Origin of the sequence: Rhodococcus sp. IC4_135 (assembly GCF_011602025.1) — a bacterium.
GTDB classification, from domain to species: Bacteria; Actinomycetota; Actinomycetes; order Mycobacteriales; family Mycobacteriaceae; genus Rhodococcus_F; species Rhodococcus_F baikonurensis.
Genome location: NZ_JAAOLG010000001.1, coordinates 665,810 through 683,052 on the forward strand (window position 1 = coordinate 665,810; position 17,243 = coordinate 683,052).

Annotated in this window: 16 protein-coding genes; 7 read left to right on the forward strand and 9 right to left on the reverse strand. The window is 63.1% G+C overall.

Translation table 11 applies throughout. From position 1 onward, the window contains the following. The first annotated feature begins 79 nt into the window (after nt 1-79). The 4 genes from G8767_RS03275 (at nt 80) to G8767_RS03290 (ending at nt 3,263) form a co-directional block, all read left to right on the forward strand. Nucleotides 80-475, forward strand: a complete 396-nt coding sequence (locus G8767_RS03275) for a TOBE domain-containing protein (RefSeq protein WP_003940157.1) — start codon at nt 80-82, stop codon at nt 473-475. Between the two features lie 90 nt (nt 476-565). Continuing rightward, complete coding sequence (modA, locus tag G8767_RS03280) at nt 566-1,375, forward strand: molybdate ABC transporter substrate-binding protein (RefSeq protein WP_166809322.1); 810 nt, start codon at nt 566-568, stop codon at nt 1,373-1,375. Beyond that, nucleotides 1,372-2,181 carry an ABC transporter permease gene (locus G8767_RS03285; RefSeq protein WP_095968803.1) on the forward strand — a complete coding sequence of 270 codons (810 nt, stop codon included), beginning with the start codon at nt 1,372-1,374 and terminating at the stop codon, nt 2,179-2,181. Before modA ends, G8767_RS03285 begins: the two co-directional genes overlap by 4 nt. Next, complete coding sequence (locus G8767_RS03290) at nt 2,178-3,263, forward strand: ATP-binding cassette domain-containing protein (protein ID WP_166809323.1); 1,086 nt, start codon at nt 2,178-2,180, stop codon at nt 3,261-3,263. The genes G8767_RS03285 and G8767_RS03290 overlap by 4 nt, the downstream gene beginning before the upstream one ends. Here G8767_RS03290 and fadD11 read toward each other — a convergent pair. From fadD11 to G8767_RS03325, 7 genes are read right to left on the reverse strand one after another with little or no spacing between them, the layout of a single operon-like run. Further along, the gene (fadD11, locus tag G8767_RS03295) at nt 3,239-5,041 is read right to left on the reverse strand and encodes a fatty acid--CoA ligase FadD11 (RefSeq protein WP_166809324.1); all 1,803 of its coding nucleotides are present in this window, start codon (nt 5,039-5,041) and stop codon (nt 3,239-3,241) included. The genes G8767_RS03290 and fadD11 overlap by 25 nt on opposite strands. Continuing rightward, nucleotides 5,038-6,000, reverse strand: a complete 963-nt coding sequence (locus G8767_RS03300) for an SDR family oxidoreductase (protein WP_166809325.1) — start codon at nt 5,998-6,000, stop codon at nt 5,038-5,040. Before G8767_RS03300 ends, fadD11 begins: the two co-directional genes overlap by 4 nt. Nucleotides 6,001-6,004: 4 nt before the next feature. Beyond that, the gene (locus tag G8767_RS03305; protein WP_166809326.1) at nt 6,005-7,438 is read right to left on the reverse strand and encodes an aldehyde dehydrogenase family protein; all 1,434 of its coding nucleotides are present in this window, start codon (nt 7,436-7,438) and stop codon (nt 6,005-6,007) included. After that, the gene (locus G8767_RS03310) at nt 7,435-7,935 is read right to left on the reverse strand and encodes an SRPBCC family protein (RefSeq protein WP_166809327.1); all 501 of its coding nucleotides are present in this window, start codon (nt 7,933-7,935) and stop codon (nt 7,435-7,437) included. The genes G8767_RS03305 and G8767_RS03310 overlap by 4 nt, the downstream gene beginning before the upstream one ends. Further along, the gene (locus G8767_RS03315) at nt 7,932-9,023 is read right to left on the reverse strand and encodes a PDR/VanB family oxidoreductase (RefSeq protein ID WP_166809328.1); all 1,092 of its coding nucleotides are present in this window, start codon (nt 9,021-9,023) and stop codon (nt 7,932-7,934) included. Before G8767_RS03315 ends, G8767_RS03310 begins: the two co-directional genes overlap by 4 nt. After that, entirely contained in the window at nt 9,020-9,952 is a 933-nt protein-coding gene (locus G8767_RS03320) for a metal-dependent hydrolase (RefSeq protein WP_166809329.1), read from the reverse strand. Before G8767_RS03320 ends, G8767_RS03315 begins: the two co-directional genes overlap by 4 nt. Continuing rightward, the gene (locus G8767_RS03325; RefSeq protein ID WP_166809330.1) at nt 9,952-11,508 is read right to left on the reverse strand and encodes an NAD(P)/FAD-dependent oxidoreductase; all 1,557 of its coding nucleotides are present in this window, start codon (nt 11,506-11,508) and stop codon (nt 9,952-9,954) included. The genes G8767_RS03320 and G8767_RS03325 overlap by 1 nt, the downstream gene beginning before the upstream one ends. Before the next feature lie 183 nt (nt 11,509-11,691). On the opposite strand from G8767_RS03325, the gene G8767_RS03330 reads away from it, so the two are divergent. Both G8767_RS03330 and G8767_RS03335 read left to right on the forward strand, forming a co-directional pair. After that, entirely contained in the window at nt 11,692-12,348 is a 657-nt protein-coding gene (locus G8767_RS03330; RefSeq protein ID WP_124567585.1) for a TetR family transcriptional regulator, read from the forward strand. Nucleotides 12,349-12,353: 5 nt separating this feature from the next. After that, on the forward strand, nt 12,354-12,971 hold the full coding sequence (locus G8767_RS03335) for a TetR/AcrR family transcriptional regulator (protein ID WP_234036857.1): 618 nt from the start codon (nt 12,354-12,356) through the stop codon (nt 12,969-12,971). 4 nt (nt 12,972-12,975) lie between these two features. Here G8767_RS03335 and G8767_RS03340 read toward each other — a convergent pair whose 3' ends face one another. Continuing rightward, entirely contained in the window at nt 12,976-14,103 is a 1,128-nt protein-coding gene (locus G8767_RS03340; protein WP_240951890.1) for an acyl-CoA dehydrogenase family protein, read from the reverse strand. A gap of 248 nt (nt 14,104-14,351) precedes the next feature. Between G8767_RS03340 and G8767_RS03345 the strand changes: the two genes are divergently transcribed. Then, nucleotides 14,352-16,073 carry an FUSC family protein gene (locus tag G8767_RS03345; protein WP_166809332.1) on the forward strand — a complete coding sequence of 574 codons (1,722 nt, stop codon included), beginning with the start codon at nt 14,352-14,354 and terminating at the stop codon, nt 16,071-16,073. Here the strand turns inward: G8767_RS03345 and G8767_RS03350 are convergent. Next, a complete protein-coding gene (locus G8767_RS03350; protein ID WP_095968816.1) occupies nt 16,049-17,011 on the reverse strand; it encodes a sigma-70 family RNA polymerase sigma factor in 963 nt (320 codons plus the stop codon). The two genes, G8767_RS03345 and G8767_RS03350, sit on opposite strands and share 25 nt — an antisense overlap. Nucleotides 17,012-17,243 lie beyond the last annotated feature (232 nt).

Here is a 17,243-nt window from a genome sequence, read left to right on the forward strand (position 1 = left end):
GTGATCAGGATTGACTAGTTCACGCATCTGCGGAGTATTTCGGCTTGTTAGGTCCGCACTTGCGACCTACGATCACCTGGTGCCCAACATTCGAATCCGCGAAGCTGCCGGTCTGCTCGGTGTCAGTGACGACACCGTTCGACGGTGGGTCGACGGTGGGCTTCTCACCGCGACGACGGACGACTCCGGCCGCAAGGTCATCGACGGCGCCGAGTTGGCGGGCTTCGCCCGGTCCAACGCCGGACCCGCTCCGGCCGATCCGCTGACGGGCGCGAGTTCGGCCCGCAACCGGTTTGCCGGTCTCGTCACCAAGGTCGTCACCGACAAGGTGATGGCACAGGTCGAAATGCAGTGCGGGCCCTTCACCGTCGTCTCGTTGATGAGTACCGACGCGGTTCGGGAGCTCGGACTCGAGGTCGGGAGTATCGGCGTCGCAATCGTGAAGGCCACCACGGTCATCGTCGAAACGCCGTAACCCTGAAACGCCGTAACCCTGAAACGCCGTAACTCTGAAAACCTGGCAACTCTGCAAACACCGTAGTACTGAACATACTGGAGGAAATCCGTGAAGCGTGTAGTCGGACTTGTTGCAGCAGGCGCTTTTTCGCTTGCCCTGGTGACTGGTTGTAGTTCCTCCGACAATTCGTCGTCGGAGACGTCGTCGGCTGCTCCGACCACAACAAGCTCGAGCGAGAGTGCCACGGGAAGCATCACCGTCTTCGCGGCGGCGTCACTGAAGAACAGCTTCACCGAACTCGGTACTGAGTTCGAGTCCGAGAACCCCGGTTCCAAGGTCACTTTCAGCTTTGCCGGGTCATCGGATCTCGTCGCCCAGATCACGCAGGGTGCACCGGCTGACGTGTTCGCCTCGGCCGATGCCGCCAACATGACCAAGGCCACCGATGCCGGCGTCGTCGCGGGGTCGCCGTCGGACTTCGCGAGCAATACCTTGACGATCGTTGTGCCGCCCGGCAACCCGAAGGGCATCGCGTCCTTCGCCGACCTGACGAAGGACGGGACGCAACTGGTGATCTGCGCTCCGCAGGTCCCTTGTGGTGCGGCTACGAAGAAGGTCGAGACGGCCACCGGTGAGACCCTCTCGCCCGTCAGTGAGGAATCCTCGGTGACGGACGTTCTCAACAAGGTGACGTCCGGGCAGGCCGATGCCGGCATCGTCTACGTCACCGACGCGAAGTCCGCCGGCGACAAGGTGCAGACCGTAGCGTTCCCGGAAGCCACCACGGTGGTCAACCTGTACCAGATCGTGGTGCTGAAGGATTCGAAGAATTCGGAAACGGCAACGAAGTTCGTCGACCTTGTGAAGGGGCCCAAGGGCCTGGCAGTTCTGAGTGACGCGGGATTCGCTGCTCCGTGACACGCCTACGACCGGCAGTCCGCGCCCCGCTCGGGCTGCCGGTATGGATTTACCTCCCCGCGCTGATCGGCGGGGCGTTTGTCATCGCTCCCTTGGCCGCGATGCTTGCCACCGTGCAGTGGTCGCAGTTCTGGGAACTCGTGACTTCCGAATCGTCGGTTGCCGCGCTGAAACTGAGTTTGAAGACAGCGGCGATGAGCACGCTGTTGTGCATTCTGTTCGGGGTACCGATGGCGGCGGTGTTGGCACGCAGCCGCTTTCGGGGACTGTCAGTTCTTCGATCGTTGATTCTGCTCCCGCTGGTTCTGCCGCCCGTGGTGGGCGGTATCGCTTTGCTGTACACGTTCGGCCGCAAAGGGTTGATCGGTGAGCAGTTGGAAGTGCTCGGCATCCAGATAGCATTCTCGACAACCGCGGTGGTTCTGGCGCAGACGTTTGTGGCGCTGCCGTTCCTCGTCGTCAGTCTCGAAGGTGCGTTACGCACTGCGGGAACGCGATACGAGGCCGTAGCCTCGACGCTCGGAGCCCGCCCCACCACGGTGCTTCGTCGGGTGACTCTGCCGCTGGTGCTTCCCGGTCTGGTGTCAGGGGCAGTGCTGGCTTTCGCGCGCGCTTTGGGGGAGTTCGGTGCAACGCTGACGTTCGCGGGAAGTCTGCAAGGGGTCACGCGTACTCTGCCCCTGGAAATCTATCTCCAGCGTGAGACCGATCCTGATGCAGCGGTGGCGCTTTCGCTGGTGCTGGTCGTGGTCGCGGTGGTGATCGTGGTTGCGGTGCGTGGACGCGGATCGGCGGGTTCGTTATGAGTGGCCTCCACGTCGACATCGAGATTCCGGAGCGCGATGTCGTCGCGGCGTTCGACGTCGCGGCCGGTGAGGTGACCGCCATCCTCGGACCGAACGGCGCAGGTAAGTCGACGGTACTGGCGGCGGTTGCCGGACTACATCATCCGCGGCGTGGGTTGATCGAACTCAATTCCCGTGTTCTCACCGATACCGGTAGGGGAGTCGCGTTGGCGCCGCATCGGCGCGGCACTGCTCTACTCGCGCAAGAGGCACTTCTCTTTCCCCATCTCAGTGCGGCTGCGAACGTGGCGTTCGCGCCGCGCAGTGCAGGGCGGTCGCGTCGCGATTCCGCCGAGTCTGCCCGCCATTGGCTGGACGCAGTCGACGCCGGCGATTTGGCTGACCGCAGGCCTTCACAGCTGTCCGGCGGCCAAGCGCAACGGGTCGCAGTGGCGAGGGCATTGGCTGCTGAACCCGAACTGCTTCTACTCGACGAACCGATGTCCGCGCTCGATGTCGCCTCTGCTCCCGCGCTGCGGTCGTTGCTGCGCCGAGTGCTCCGGACCGGGGATCGTACGGCCGTGCTCGTCACGCACGACGCTCTGGACGCACTGGCGCTGGCCGACACGGTCGTCGTCGTGGACGGTGGCCGGGTCGTCGAACGTGGTGACGTACGAACGGTTCTGACCCGCCCGCGTAGTGCCTTCGCCGCACGCATCGCCGGGATCAATTTGCGTAGCGGCACGATGACCGGAGACGGAGTACTCAGAAGTCCGACCGGGGTGGATATTGCGGGCCGGACGGAGACCGACCTACCGGCGGGCAGTGCCGCCGTGGCGGTCTTCGAACCGCGAGCAGTTTCGGTCTACCTGGATCCGCCGCACGGCAGCCCCCGAAACGCATTTGCAGTAACGATCGCGGAGATCGAAAACCGAGGCGATGTCGTCAGAGTCCGAGCCGAGGACGACGCGGGCCAGCCGGGCTTGTCTGCCGACATCACGGCGAGCGCAGCGGCCGAGCTCGATCTGGTTCCGGGATCGGCCGCTACTTTTGTGGTCAAGGCCACCGAGACACTGATCTATGCGCAGGGCGCCGGCTCGTAAACGTCCTCTGCAATCGAATCCGCATAGAGTGACGCGATTTCGGGCGCGTACTTCTCGGCTATCGGCTTGCGCCTGAGCTTCATCGTCGGTGTCAGCTCGTCGCCACCAGGTACCCAGAACGTGGTGAGTACGCGAAATCGCTTGATCTGCTCGGCCCTCGACAGACGCGAGTTTCCCTCGGCGACAGCAGTTGCGACGATGTCGACGACCCGAGCGTCCTCGGCGAGTACTGCGGCGTCGACCGCAAGTCCCAGTGCGCGCGCCGCCTCGACCGCGGCATCGGCGCTGAGCGTGATCAATGCGGTGTTGAACTTCCGTCCGTCGCCGATCGTCACGACCTCACCGATCAACGACGACGACGTCTTCACCGCTGTCTCGATGGCGGCGGGTGACATGTTCTTTCCCGACGCATTGATGATCAGCTCCTTCTTCCGATCGATCACGGTGAGGTATCCGTCTGCGTCGGCCGTGACGATGTCTCCGGTCGAGAGCCAACCGTCTGCGCTTATCGCTTCGGCCGTCTTCGCCGGTTCGCCGCGGTACCCCTTCATGACCAGCGGGCCTCGAACCAGCAGCTCGCCGTCCGCCTCGATGCGCATTTCCATGCCTGGGAGCAGCTTTCCGACGGTTCCGAGCTTGGTCGGCTCGGCCGGCGCGGTGCTCGCGATGCATGTCAGCTCGGACATTCCCCAGATCTCCGAGATCGGAACTCCCAAGGACGAAAAGAACGCCAAGGTGTCCGGCGGAATCGGCGCTGCACCGGAAATGGCCCACTTCAGGTCGGCAAAGCCGAGTTTCGCACGCAGAGTGGAGAGAACCATCGCATCGGCTCGGGAGTACTCCGCTTCCAGTTCGACGGGGACGGATTCACCGGCCCGCAGGTGTGCGAGACGAGTGCGGCCGACGTCGAGTGCCCACTTCAACGCAGCCCGACGCACATCGTCCGGTTCGTTGGCGACGGCCGATTCGACGGCAACTTTCAGCTTTTCCCACACGCGGGGGACGCTGCCCCAGATCGTGGGGCGACAATCGGGGAGCGCGGCAGCCACCTGGCCGGGATCCGGTACGACGGTGATCTGGGTGCCGAACACCATCTGCATGTACAGGCAGGTGAGTCGATCCGCGATGTGCGCCGACGGCATGTACGACGTGATGCGGTCACCGAATTCGACTGGGAGGACTGCGCTGACGGCGTTGGTTTCGAACAACAGGCACGCATGAGTCGTCTCGACGCCCTTGGGGTTGCCTGTCGTGCCGGAGGTGTAGATCAACGTGGCGACGTCGTTCGGTTTCACCGCACGCCAGGTGCCGTCGAAATCGAAATCTGATGCGGCAGAATTCTTCATCTGCTCCAGGGTCACGGTGCGGGGCTGGTGGACATGCGATTGCGCGTCGACGACGACGATCGTCTCGAGTGTGGCGCCCGAGCGGCGGACCGTATCCACGTACCGGTCTTCGCAGACGAGAACCCGTGCACCGGAATTGGCGAGGATGTAACGGATGGCTTCGGGTGCCGACGTGTTGTAGATGGAGAAGGACGTCGCGCCGAGATGTTGGGCACCGACGTCGATCGGATAGAACTCGATGCGGTTACTCATCATCAGGGCAACCGTATCGCCGTGTCCCACGCCGATTCCGGCCAATCCCGCGGCAACCTCGCGTACCTGTTCGGCGTACTCGCGCCACGTCAGTGTTCGCGCATCGCCGATGTCTCGCAGGGCCACCGCGTCGGGCGCTACCGCCGACACTCGCTGGAAGGCTGCACACAACGTGGTCATGATGTTCTCCTGGATGCCTTTGTCAGGGCTGATGCATTCGTCGGGGCCGCAGCGGTGGTTCTGTCTTCGAGTTCGCGGATCAGGTCGTGTGCCTGTTTGTCCCTGGCCAGATAGCCGTCGGCCAGGACGTTGACGAATCCGCGTCCCCACGCCCAGGGTTCCCAGGCTGCCGGTGCAAGGGTCCGGCCGGCGCGACGCGCGATCGCGTCGGCGATCACTGTCGCGGCACGGTCAGGGGAGATCCGATGGCGGAGGGGGCCGGGTAGTCGAGCGTCGAGTTTGCGCCCGATTTCGTCGTCGTCGAGTGTTGCCCGCGCAAGTTGTGTGTCGACCATCCCGAAGTACGCGACGCCGGCGGTGGCGCCGTAGCCGGCAACTTCCAAACGCAGTGCCCGCCCGAGTGCTTCGACACCCGCCTTGCTGATCATGTACGAAGCGCCGCCCAAACCGGGGGCGAACGACGCCGCCGATGACACGACGACGATGTGCCCACTGTTGCGGATCACCTCGTCGATGGTCGGATGCACGGTGTTGAAGACGCCGGTGAGATTGACGTCGAGCACACGATCGAAGGCGTCGGGATCGATCTGGCGCAACGTTGCCGGGGGAGGGGTGATTCCGGCGTTGGCGACCACGACGTCGATTCTGCCCAGCTGCTCGATGATCGTTTGCACGGCTGCGGTCATGCCGTCCCGATCGCGGACATCGGCCGTCACCGTCACGACTCGCCGTGACTCGAATGCGCGCTCCGCTGCTGCCAGCGAATTCCGGTTGACGTCGACCAGCGCCACCGTCGCCCCACGTCGGTGAAGAGTGCGCGCCAGCGCCGCACCGATACCGTCCCCTCCACCGGTGATCAGAACGACCTTGCCGGCGACGTCGTAGTCGATTCGGCGTCCGGGCAGTGGAATGCCCAGATCGCGGACTGTTCCCGCAATTGCGGACAAGCGTCCCGTCATTGCTTCAGTGCCTTCCGTGTAGCGCGCGGATGAGAACTTTGACCAGCCAGTCGATTCGGGCGGTCCTTCGAAACGTCGTCAGTGGTAGTGGCGAACGGAATCGTTGCCGAGTCGTCGAACGAGCGTAGGTGAACTCCTTCAGGCCATCTGGGCCGTGAACGCGCCCGAAACCGGATGCTCCGACCCCACCCAGTGGCAGGTTGGGAACCGCGGCATACATCACGTAAGAGTTCACCGACGCTCCTCCGGATCGGAGCCGATCGGCAACAGCCGCTCCGTCCTTGCCGAACACGCTTGCTCCCAACGCGTATGGTGACGCATTGACCAATTTCACCGCCTCGTCCATCGAGGCGACCTTGGTGATCGTCATGGTCGGGCCGAAAGTTTCCTCCGTGACGGCGAGGCTGTCTTCGGGTACGTCGACCATGATGGTCGGTTGCACATACTGGCCGGAGATCGAGCCGAGCCCTCCGAGAAGGACACGCCCACCCCGCGATACCGCGTCTTCGATGTGGCGCCGGATGACGTCGACCTGCGAGGGCATGGTGATCGGACCGATCTTGTCTTCGATGTCGGGCCCCGCATGAACTCGGGCAGCCAAAGTGGTTGTCTTGTGCAGAAACTCGTCGAAGACGTGTTCGTGCACGTATACACGCTCGACGCCCAGACAGGTCTGACCGGAGTTGGACAACGCACCCCACACTGCAGCGTCCGCGGCGGCACCAACATTTCCGTCGGCATCAAGGATGAGCGCGTCCTTGCCGCCGCATTCCATCAACACCGGGGTGAGGGGCTCGGCGCAGGCCGCCATGACTTTCTTGCCGGTGGCGGTGGATCCGGTGAACCCGATCTTGTCGACGCCGGCCAGGCACAGTGCCGCGCCGACGGAACCGTCACCCGTGACGACTTGCAGCACAGGATGTTCAGGGACGACCTCGGCAAACGCTCGGACCAACCATTGCCCGACTGCCGGCGCGAACTCACTCGGCTTGTAGACCACGGCGTTGCCGGCAGCGAGGGCGAACGAGAGCGAACCGAGCGGAGTGAAGACCGGATAGTTCCACGGACCGATCACACCGATCACCCCGAGAGGCCGATACTCCACCGAGGCGGCCTGATTGATCGTCAACAGACTGGAACCGACGCTGCGCCTGCCCAGTACCTTTCGGGCATTCTTCGACGCCCACGCGAGATGTTCGAGTGCCATGGCTATTTCGAGCATCGCGTCGGGGTGCGGCTTGCCCATGTCCCGATGCACGACGTCGGCGAGTTCGGATGCTCGACGCGCGATGATTCCTCGCCACCGATCCAGGCGACGAGCGCGTTGCTCGAATGTCAGTTCTGCCCACCACGCGGAAGCAGCACGCGCGTCGCGCACTGCCTGCGTCACGGTGTCGTCGTTCGCCTGTGTGGTCGTGTCGATCTCGGTCGCCGTCATTGTGGAGTTCCTTGAAGTGTGTGGTGGACGGCGCCGTCGGCCCAGCTGCGAGTGACGCGTTCGAGGATCGGTCGGGACAGAGCCAGAATCGGGGCGAACCACGGCTGCGCTTGCACCGCGAACGTCCAGGTGAGGCGGCTTCCAGCCGAAGTCGGTTCCAGGACCAGATCTTCGGCGAAGCGCTGGAAACCCGGAAGTGACGCAGACTCCACGTAGAACGTCATTCGGTGCACCTCGTCCCAGCGGAAGAATCTCTCGTTCAGTGCAGCAAAAGCGCCGGCCCGCACAGTTCGCGTAGTCCCGATGCCGAATGGTCTGGCCGAGGTCCAGTCGGCGCCGGTGATCCCGCGCGCCCAGGACGCGAGCGCTCCGTCCGAGGTCAACGTCTGCCACAAGCTTTCACACGTTGCTTCGGATTCGATCCGGTGAGTGATCACCAGCGGCGCGGATCGGACGAAATCTGCGTCGGCTGCCGCAAGAGAGAATCTTCCCCTCACAGGTCCACCACCAAAGATGCACCGGTGGAACGTGATCGACAGGTCAACATCGAATCGGCACGTTCGGATTCGGTGAGCAAGGTGTCTCGATGATCGACGGACCCAGAGAGCACCCGGACCTTGCACGTACCGCAGAAGCCCTGTTGGCAGGAATACGCGACTCCAGGCAGTGCGCGTCGTATTGCAGCCAAAGTGCTTTCGGATTCGCCTACATCGACGGTGAGACCGGTGCGCGCCAGATGCACCGTGAACTGGTTGCCGTCGATCACCGGGAGTGGGGAGAAACGCTCACTGTGCACCGATCCGGTCGGGTTGCCCGCGAAAGCTGCAGCACGCACCATGTTCATCAGCGGGGCAGGTCCGCAGGTGTAGACCGCTGCGCCGGGCTTTGCAGCGGAGACCAGTGTTTCGACATCCGGCGGGCTGGATTCGTCGTCCGGTCGGATGGTTACCCGACCACTGGAATACTCTTCGATCTCGTGCAGAAAGGGCATCGCTGTGCGAGTTCGCCCGAGATAGTCCAATCGCCAGGGGATTCCGCGACGGTGGCAGCGTTGCACCATGGGAAGTAGCGGGGTGATCCCGATTCCGCCTGCGACAAAGAGGTACGACGGAGCAGCGACGAACGGAAAAGCATTCCGCGGCCCTCGTACGTCCACGACCATTCCGGGTTTCAGTGACTCGTGGATCTCGCGCGAGCCGCCCCCACCCTCGTCGATCCTGCGGACGGCGATCCGATACGAGGTCAAGTCGTCGGGGTCGCCGCACAGCGAATACTGTCGTTGCCTTCCCGAGGGGAGAAAGACGTCGAGGTGAGCGCCGGGAATCCACGACGGCAGGGTGATGCCTTCCCTCGGGGCCAAGGTGACACTCAGGACGTCGTCGCATTCGAACCGGACGGACTTCACCTCCAGAGTCATGTCGAACCCGCTGTAGCGGACCGGGCTGGGGCGCGAAAGTATCTGCGCTGCAGGGCTCGACGCAAAGATCCGACGGTATGCGCCCGTAGCCTGCGCGGCAAACCTCAACGACCGAGTCGGTGTGAAGCCGGGTGCGTCGTGAGGACGGTCGGCAGTCGTCTTGTTCATCCTTCACCCTCTTCGGAAGATCGATTGGCGGCAGGTGAGCGAGCGAGGTAACGCATGGCGACGTCCATGTCCCCGATCTGGGACGGATGGAAGCTCGGCCGCAGATACGGGGGGATCTCGGTGACCAGGAATTTCATGTTGGGAACCAGGCCGCGACGAGTGGCGCTGATCAGCTGCAGAGGCCACAGGCGTCCCTTCGCCTTCGACGGGTCCTGTCGGAAAAGGTAATTCATCGAGGCGATGAACAACACGAACAGCGTGAAGCTGGCCAGCAGCGCCGTGCGAACGCGTCTGGCATAGCTACCGTCCACGTACATGTAGGCGTCGAAAGCCACGTTGCGGTGTTCGACTTCCTCGGCGCCGTGCCACTTGACCATGTCGAGCATCATCGGGTGCATACCGGCATCTTCGAGCGCGGGATCGGTGAGAAGCCATTCCCCGACCACTGCCGTGTAGTGCTCCATGGCAGCAAACAGGCCGAGACGTTCACAGAGCCAGGCGTGCTTGGCTTTTCCGGTCAATCCTTTGTCGCCCAGTATCTTGTCCACGAGCCAGTCCATCCGGCGTGACATCGGTTTCATGTCCATGCCGAGGTCCGCAAGATGTTCGCGTGCACCCTTGTGAGACGACGCATGTGTTGCTTCCTGGCCGACGAACCCCACCACCTCCTCGTGCAGGCGGGTGTCCTCGATGAGAGGGAGTGCTTCGGCGAGTGTCGCGGACATGGCCCGCTCTCCCTCCGGTAACACGAGATGCATGAAGTTGATGACGTGGGTGACCATCGGTTCGTTCGGCACGTAGTGCAGTGGTACACCGTCCCAGTCGAATTCGACGTCGCGGGCAGCGATCGCATGTGCCTCGTCGGTGTAGCGGCGGGCGCCGGACGGTGCGACGACGGGTGTGCCTCGGAAGGCGTTGATGCCGAGCATTATCGGCTCCTCACGGTTTCTCGAGCAGTGGCGAGTGCTGTGGGCGAGACGGGTTCTACGTGCGAATAGTGAGCGAGGTCGGCCCGCTTGGTCCTGGCACGGAAGGATCGGTTGAATCCGGGATAGAAGGTGTAGTTGCGGCCACCGTCGACGAGGTAGTAACTACTGCACCCGCCTGCGTTCCACACACTGGTGGTGAGTCGGCGATCGGTCGCGCGCACGAACTCGCGCTGCACCTCGGCGCGGACGTCGATGCTGCCGATACCGCGTTGGTCCATTTGGAGAATGCAACTCACGATGTACTCGACCTGCGCTTCGATCGTGACGACCTGTGAGGTGTAGACCACCGAATTGGGGCCGAGAATCATGAAGAAGTTCGGAAACCCGCTGATGGTGGTACCGAGGAAGGCCTCGGCGCTGCCGTTCCACGTTTGCGCGAGGCTACGGCCGTCCTTGCCTCGGATGATGTCGAACGACGGGTTGTCTCCCATGCGAAAGCCGGTACCCATGACTATGGTGTCGACTTCGCGGAAAGTGCCGTCCGCAGTGAGTACTCCCCGCTCCTGTACCTCGACGATTCCGTCCGTCACGACCTCCACATTGGATGACGCCAGCGCAGGATAGTAGGTGTTCGAGAACGTCGGACGCTTGCATCCGAATGCGTAGTGGGGGAGCAGCTTTGCGCGAAGTTCGCGGTCGCGTACCTGCCGGCGAAGGTGAGCTCGGCCGAGCGCGGCCAATCCTTCGAGCAGTGACGGCTTGTACACGAATCCGGGTACCAGGGCTTCTTGAAGGAGGTCGAGCCCCTTGCGTGCGAGTCGTTGGACGAGCGGTACCCGCTCGAAGAGGGTGCTCGGCCATCCCGTCATCGGCTGATCCGGGTGCGGCAGAATCCACGTCGGTGTCCGCTGGAACACGGTCAACGTGTCTGCGAGCGGTTGCAGTCTGGGGATGATCTGCACCGCTGAGGCGCCGGTACCGACGACTGCAATCCGTTCGCCGCGAAGGTCGTGATCGTGGTTCCAGTCTGCGGTGTGGAACATCTGACCACGGTACGATTCGATTCCGGGGAGGTCAGGAGTGGCCGGGGCGCTGAACGGGCCGGTGGCCGCAACGAGGAACTGTGCTTCCCACACGGTTTCCGCGGTGTGTACCCGCCAGATCTGGGCATGCTCGTCCCACGATGCCTCTGTCACGTCCTGGTTGCAGTGGAAATGACCGGCGAGTCCGAAGCGGTGGACACAATCGCGGAGATAGTCGTAGATCTCCGGCTGCAGCGGATACAGCCGCGTCCAGTTCGGATTGGGCGCGAACGAGAACGAATACAGGATCGAGGGGATGTCGCACTGTGCGCCGGGGTAGGTATTGACCTGCCAGGTCCCCCCGGGTTCCGCAGCGCGTTCGAGAACGACGAAGTCGTCGATTCCGGATTGCTTCAAGCGGACGGCAGTTCCGATGCCGCCGAAACCGGCTCCGATGACGACGACTCGTGTTCGGCGAGTTGGAGTTTCCTCTTCACTGGCCGATGGCCCCGAGGGTGGGTCGATGTCGACCATGTGTGACGCCTCCTGATTGGTGCGTGAACAACTGAACGAAGAGTAAGTCTGACATCATGTGATGTCAACAGCGGTTGATGTCAGAATATGTTCGACTGACATCAACCGCTGTCAATTCGCTCTCGAGCGTCACCGCGATCACCTGAGGTCGAGAGCACTGCCGGTCAGTGAGAACATGGGGGCATGACGGATATCGAGGCTCGGCGCACCGGCCCGCGCAGGTGGCGTGGGCAGGAACCGGAAGACCGCCGCGCCGCGCGCCGGGCGCAGCTGATCGAAGCCGGATTGCAGATCATGGGCACCGAGGGCGCGGCTGCCGCGACCATGCGTGCGACCTGCCGCGAGGCCGCGCTGACCGAACGGTACTTCTACGAGAGCTTCACCAACCGTGACGAACTGTTGGTCGCCGTGCTCGACGAAGTCGTCCTCGGCGCTCGTGACACCATTCTGGACGCTCTCGGAGCCGCGCCTTCCGAACCGTCGGCCCTGATCCGTCACGTGGTGAAGGCCTTCACCAACTACGTATTCAAAGATCCGCGCCGTGGACGCATCATGTTCGTCGAATCCCAGGCGGAACCTGCACTGTGGGACCGGGGGCGAGAACTGATGGCGGAGTTCACCAATCCGATTTCCGCGTCGCTGGAGCTGATGTACGGCGGCGAGACGGCCGACTCCGCCAACTCCGAACTCAACTCGGTGGGGCTGTTCGGCGCCCTCGCGTTCATCTATCAGGCGCACACCCCGTCCTCCAAGATCTCTCGAAAGCGGTTGGTGGAACACATTTCGCTCATGGTCGAGGCCCAGGCGACCGTCAACAGCACGCCGGCGAGAAAAGAATGAACTCGGTGCCGGTCGCCAGTGGAAAGCGTCTCGGACCCGAAGACCGCCGTGAACAGATCATTGTCAGCGCGGCAAAGGTTTTCGAGGAGAAGCCCTATGCCGACGTCTCGATGACCGAGTTGGCCAAGGCCGCTGGGGTCGGTCGTCCGCTGCTCAATCATTACTTCGGCTCCAAGCGCGAGTTGTATCTCGACGTCGTACGGCGATTCGTCTTCATCCCCGAAGTGGCGGTGGACCGCATTCCGCGATCGGCGAGCCAGGAGAAGCGGATCGCCGCCGTGATCGATCGGTGGCTCGACGTCGCCTGGCGTCATCGAGACATGTGGATCTCGACAGTCATGTCCGACGACCTCCGCCGTGATCCCGAGATGGATCGGATCCTGCAGGACGCGGACGACGTTGCCGCGCGACGCATGATGGATGCGCTCGAGATTCAACCGACTGAAGGCAGCAAGGCCGCTGTTCATTCGGTGATCGTGGCGTACGGAGGATTGGCGAAGGCCGCCAGTAAGCAGTGGTTGGTGACCGGGTCGCTGGACCGCGAACAGGTGCACCTTCTGCTGGTACGCAGCTTGCTGGCAATCGTGCGTGAAGTGCTGCCGGCCTGCGAGGCGGACTCCTGATGGCTCAGAGAGATCTCGCGACGAGGTCTTTCATGACCTCGTTCGATCCGGCGTAGATGCGCTGAATGCGAGCGTCGGCGTACATCTGGGCGATGGGATATTCGAGGATGTAGCCGTACCCGCCGTGCAGTTGTACGCACCGGTCGATCACGGCGCACTGCTGATCGGTGAGCCAGTACTTGGCCATCGCGGCGGTAGTCGCATCGAGCTGCCCGGCAAGGTATTTGACGATGCAGTCGTCGATGAACGTTCGTGAGATACGAGCGATGGACGCGCACTCGGCAAGTTCGAAGCGGGTGTTCTGCAGATCGAAGAGCGTTTGCCCGAACATGTTTCGCGATTTGGTGTACTCGACGGTGATGGCGACTGCACGCTCCATTGCCGCAGTGGCAGCAACCCCACAGATCAATCGTTCGGGCAGTAGCTGTTGCATCAGCTGGGCAAATCCTGTGCCTTCGCGGTCCCCGAGCAGGTTTGTCACCGGCACGCGCAAGCCGTCGAAGAACAACTCGGTGGTGTCCTGGCCCTTCTGTCCGACCTTCTCGAGTATTCGCCCGCGCTCGAAACCCGTTGTGTTGTCGTCGACCTCGGCGACGATGAGCGACACTCCTCGCGCTCCGAGGCTGGGATCGGTTTTGGCGGCAATGATCACCAGATCACAATTGCGGCCGTTGGAGATGAATGTCTTTGCGCCGCTGATCAGATAGTCGTCACCGTCACGGACGGCGCGGGTGGTGATGTTCTGTAGGTCGGACCCGGTGCCGGGCTCGGTCATGGCGATTGCGCCCACCCATTCGCCGCTCACCAACTTCGGTAACCAGCGCAGCTTGTGCTCGTGATCGGCGTAGGCATTGAGGTAGTGCGGCACGATTCCCGAGTGCACACCGAGTTGGAGTGAATGATCACCTGCCATCACCTGCTCGTGAAACAGAACGGCGTCGTGTGCGAAAGTTCCTCCTCCGCCGCCGTACTCGGTGGGGATCGACATGCCGGCGAGCCCGAGTGTCCCGAGTTCCCGATATGCAGACTTGTCGGGAAAACCCTGGTCCGCGAAGCGTTTCTGGTGCGGTGTCACGTGTTTGGCGAAGAAGTTCCTCGCCAGGTCGCCAACGGACTCCAATTCGTCGTCCATCCACGGGGACCGTCGTTCTGTGGTCCGGGTTGCAGCGACTGCGGTTGATCCTTGCGTCATCGTGATTTCTCCCGATCGATGAAGTGCGACCCGCGAGCGGATCTGACCTCACCTATCATCCACACTGTTGACGGTGTGTCAATAAGGGGCTGGTCGAATCGACCTCCAGACCCGCCTCGAATGCCACGTCGCCCGCCCGCAAGAATGGGACGACACAGACACGAACAGGCCGGCGCGAAGGATGGGCAGTGGACCCCGAAGAAACATCAGCGGGTCACGAGTCCAGCCTCCCGGCACCGCGGCCGGCGCGCAGCGTCCTGTTCGGATTGCCGCCGGTGGGAAACCGGTATCCAGGAGCTGTTCGAGTCGCACTCGCCCTGGCGATTCCGGCGTCCATCGCCACGCTGCTCGGATTCGGACCTACTTCACTCCTGGTCGGCCTCGGCGCATTCGCATCGATCTACGGTGAGGGGCGCCCGTACCGGAGCAGATGGAAGGCAGTCGGTATCGCCGCGACGGTGCTGACGATCCTGTCCTTCATCGGGGCGTCGGTCGGGGAGCCGGTCCACCGAGCCATCGCCGAGGGCGCGCCGACGGTTCTCCTGGTCTTCGTCGTACTGATCATGGCGGTCGTGGTCTCGACGTGCGCCTTTACCGTCGACGCACTTCGATTGGGCCCACCGGGCGCGTTCTTCCTACTGCTCACCACCGAGATCAGCTCCGTGATCGCCACTCCCGGCCAGCCACCGGTCGAGGTCGCGACGTGGACGGCTGTCGGCGGGATCAGCGCGGTGGTCGTCTCGATGACGGGCATCCTGTGGGCACCGAGAGCGATAGAGCGCAGCGCGGTACAGGCAGCCGTTTCGGCCGTTGCGGAGTACACGGAAGCACAGGCGACGTACGCCCCGCCGGAGTTGGCGCGAGACAAGCGCCACGCTGCCGCGCTTCGCCTGCACGACGCGTGGCAGTGCCTGTACCGCGGCGCAATCGTCGGGAAGGACCACCCGTTGACCCGCGAACTCCAACGAGCGCAGATCTCGATGGCAAGGGCGATCTCCGACGACCACGATCCCGAACTCATGGCGGACCCCGCATTCGACGTCGACGAGGTCGGTGCTCATCCACCTCTGCCGGATCCGACGATCCGGTATCGGTTCCTCCGCGCCTGCAATCCGTCCAGCCGAGCGTCGATCACGGCCCTTCGGCTGTCAGTGGCCTGTATGGCGGCGGGAACCCTCACTGTTCTGCTCGGCATCGATCGCCCGGACTGGGCGGTGATCGCCGCTGCGATGGTCCTTCACCAGGGGCCGGACCGGATACTGGGCACCTATCGCGGAATCCATCGCATCGGCGGAACCGTTCTCGGGTTGATTCTGTTGGGCGTCATCTATGCATGGGGTCCGACCGGTCTGTGGATGGTGGCGGTGCTTGCCGTCCTGATGGCGGGGATCGAGCTGTTCCTGGTGAGGAACTACGGGATCGCCGTCATCTTCATCACCGCCCTGGCCATTCTCCTCGGCGCTGCCGGTGGTGCGCACGGGACCGTCCAGCATCTGATTCTCAGCCGCATGCTCGAGACGGCAATCGGAGTCGTGGTGGCGTTGATCGTCCTGTGGACGGTCGGACGCGGGGCACATCGACGGACTTTGGTCTGGGTGGACGAACGCGCCGGCAGTGTCCTGTTCAAGCTGCTGACCGAAATCCGCGCAAGGCACTATGCACCACAGGCGAATTGGTCCGAGCTTTCCGAGCTTCGTCGCGACCTGGACTTCGAACTGCGCGGCAGCACGATGGCCGGGATCGACGCCGCCCACAACGAACCCGAATGGGCGTCGCAGCGGTGGGGAACGCACACCGCACTACATCACCTGGGATCGGATGTGCTGCACCGGCTGTGGTTCGGAACGCAGGTGTCCAGGTCTCACCTCGAAGAATGGGAGTCTCGCTACTTGCGCTCGGGTTCGGTGTGATCGAGCATCGGCACAGCGCTGAACTTGGCTGGATTCGCGATGTCATAGGCCGCGCACACAACTCCGTCGCGAACGGTGAAGCCGGCGACTCGCGCGGCGAACTGTGGGTACTGGTCGTCCCCGGGTGAGCCGGCGAATACACCGCCGAGCTGTCCATTGACGAGAACCGGTGACATCGAGAACACCGCAGCGGGTCCGTACTTGCGCGCCAACCCCAGGTAGAACCGCGCCACGCGATCACTGCCACGGACGATGTTGACCGCCGTGCGGGTGGTTCCGCCTGCGTCACCGATCAGCACGGCATCGGGATCGAGTGCATCGATCACGGCGTTCAGATCTCCACTCGCGATAGCCGTCACCAATCGTTCGACTGCGGCGGAATGCTCCTCGCTGCTGACCGGTACCGGCGCCGATGCTGCGGCTTTCCGAGCCCGTGAAGCCAACTGTCGGGCGGCGGCGACTTCGATGTCGAGGATGCGGGCCACCTCGGCGAACGGTACGTCGAAGCCGTCGTGCAGGACGAAGGCGACTCGTTGAGCGGGCGTGAGGGTGTCCAGGACGACGAGGGCAGCAAAGCGATTCTGTTCCTGAGCCACCACGTACGCGAGCGGATCGGGTGTCGCTGAGGGTGTGCTCGCGGTGGCGTCGACGGCCGTGACGATCGGCTCCGGAAGCCACTGTCCTACATAGCTTTCTCTGCGCACCGCGGCCGACTTGAGATGATCGAGACAGATCCGCCCGACAACGGTGGTGAGCCATCCGCGCAGTTCGCGGATCTCGAGGTCGGCACCTTCTCGTGATTGCGCGACTTGTAAGCGTATCCATGTTTCCTGCACCGCGTCCTGGGCGTCACTGAAACTGCCGGTGAGCCGGTAGGCCACCGACGTCAGATGGCCACGGTGTTGCTCGAAGTCCTGCGCAGTCGTCGGCGAAAGCATGCCATCATGATACGGACCTGACACTTTAAATCCGGCATGAATGTAACCGTTGACCCAGGTAGTGGGTGCCGACGTATGGTTTCGGCACTGCTTACGGCTCGATTCCGTCGTCACATTCATTGGAGTCCCACGTGTTTCGGTCTTTCCCGCTCATGTCGCTCAACTGTTGTCGTTGAACTGACATTCCCCACACCTGCCTGTGCCGAGCGCCGCACACGGCGCTCCGGACAGG